The 2119-nt window shown below is 45.2% G+C and carries 1 protein-coding gene and 1 pseudogene; both read left to right on the plus strand.

What is annotated here, in order from left to right:
- Positions 1-1693 (plus strand): efflux RND transporter permease subunit (locus ACQY6Q_RS10820; protein ID WP_427981273.1); only part of this gene is annotated, 1693 nt, incomplete at its 5' end.
- Between the two features lie 140 nt (positions 1694-1833).
- Positions 1834-2043 (plus strand): annotated as a pseudogene (locus ACQY6Q_RS10825) (LytTR family transcriptional regulator DNA-binding domain-containing protein); the annotation flags it as partial.
- Positions 2044-2119 lie beyond the last annotated feature (76 nt).

The following is a 2119-nucleotide window of genomic DNA, read 5'->3' on the forward strand; positions in this document are numbered from 1 at the left end:
AGCATTTTTGGCACTAACACTAACGCCGGCGCTTTGTGCCACGTTGTTAAAGCCGGCTAATGCTAATCACCACGAGCAAACAAGATTCGCGAAATGGTTTAATCGTGGCTTTAACCGAATGAACAATCGGTATGAATCTCAAGTTAACGTATTAGTACATCGCAAAGGTCGAATGATGCTTGGCTTTGTGTTTCTGTGCGCGATTTTGGTTCTAGTGTATAGACAGTTGCCCTCATCGTTTTTGCCAGAAGAAGACCAAGGATATTTTATTACCAATATTCAGCTTCCGGCAGACGCAACCACAGCACGTACGTTGGATGTTGTGAAAAAATTTGAACAGCATGCGTTAAGCCGTCCAGCAATTGAGTCAACTATGACAGTTATTGGTTTTGGTTTTTCCGGTTCAGGTACGAATACAGCGCAAAGTTTTACCATGTTGAAAGATTGGAAATCACGCGACGATACCTCAACACTGGATGAGTTAAGGCTTGCTGAGGAGGCAATGGCAGACGTAAAAGAAGGCACGGTTATGCACATGCTGCCTCCTTCTATTGAAGAGCTGGGGACAAGCTCTGATATTACGTTTTTCTTGCAAGATCGCAGAAATCAGGGATACGAAGCATTAAAAGCCGTTGAGGCGAAGATGTTAGAGTTGGCGAAAAATAGTAAGTCACTTAGTGATGTCTATTCTGATGGACTTCCTGCGGGTACAAGTATTCATTTAGATATAGATCGCCAGAAAGCCGAGGCATTAGGTGTTTCATTCACGAGCATTAGTGAGACCCTATCAACTGCGATAGGATCGCTATACATCAACGATTTTCCTAATGAAGGCAGAATGCAGCAAGTCATTATGCAAGCAGAGGCTTCATCAAGGATGCAGATTGAGGATGTGCTCAAGCTCCACGTACGAAACATTAATGGCGGTATGGTTCCGTTATCAGAAATTGTGACGCCTATTTGGTCTGAGTCAGCTCCGCAGTTTATTCGCTTCCAAGGTTATCCTGCGCTTCGAATTTCTGGTGGCGCAGCTTCCGGAGTGTCTAGTGGGGAAGCGATGGCTGAAATAGAACAAATGGCTAAGCAACTTCCATCAGGCTTCACCATTGCATGGACAGGACAGGCATTACAAGAGCTTCACTCAGCGAAACAAGCACCGATGCTAATGGCGCTATCGATGCTAGTCGTTTTCTTGGTGCTTGCAGCACTTTATGAGAGTTGGGCAATTCCTTTATCGGTCATGTTGGTTGTGCCCTTGGGATTGTTAGGTGCGGTACTCGCTATTGTAGTACGCGACATGCCAAATGACGTTTTCTTCAAAGTCGGGATGATCACCGTAATTGGCCTTTCGGCGAAAAACGCGATTCTAATTGTTGAGTTTGCCAAACAGTTAAGAGAACAAGGTAACGGGTTGGTTCAGTCAGCCGTTCAAGCTGCGAAGTTGCGATTAAGGCCTATCCTGATGACCTCTCTGGCATTTGGTCTTGGTGTTGTACCACTGATGCTAGCCTCAGGCGCTAGTGCAGAAACTCAACGAGCTATCGGAACAGGTGTGTTCGGTGGAATGGTCAGCGCTACATTACTTGCCATTTACTTTGTACCAGCTTTCTTCGTGTTCGTGATGAGTATTCAAGAGCGTTTAAAGTCTTGGCAACTATCAACTAAGAAATCAAAACCGCAGCTTAAAGGTTAATACTATGTGAGTGATTCATTAGCATCCTTTCAACTAAAATAGATGTCTATGGACAAAGAAATTCAACAACAATTATATCGAGAGGGGTCTATTTTTTTTGGGGATGCAGGCTGGTAAGGCCTGAGAGCACCACACAAAACGGTACCTACCATACCCAGCTGACGCTAAAAGTATTGGAAGAAAAATCCCCGCTACTGCGCTGCCACCGGCAACACTTAGTGAACGTGGAAGCCATCTGCGAAATCGCCTTGGAAGACAACGGCGGAGCTCAATTATTTACCCGCAGTGGTCAGCAACTGCCGGTAAGCCGACGTTACTTTAAAAGCATTAAACAGCATTTTGGTTTGTGAGAGCTCGCCAGTTCATCATCTTACCCCGCCGCTAAAAGGCTATTTTGACCGCTCAACAACAAATAGTACCGCTTAG

The organism is Agarivorans sp. (assembly GCF_050295395.1).
Classification (GTDB): Bacteria; Pseudomonadota; Gammaproteobacteria; order Enterobacterales; family Celerinatantimonadaceae; genus Agarivorans.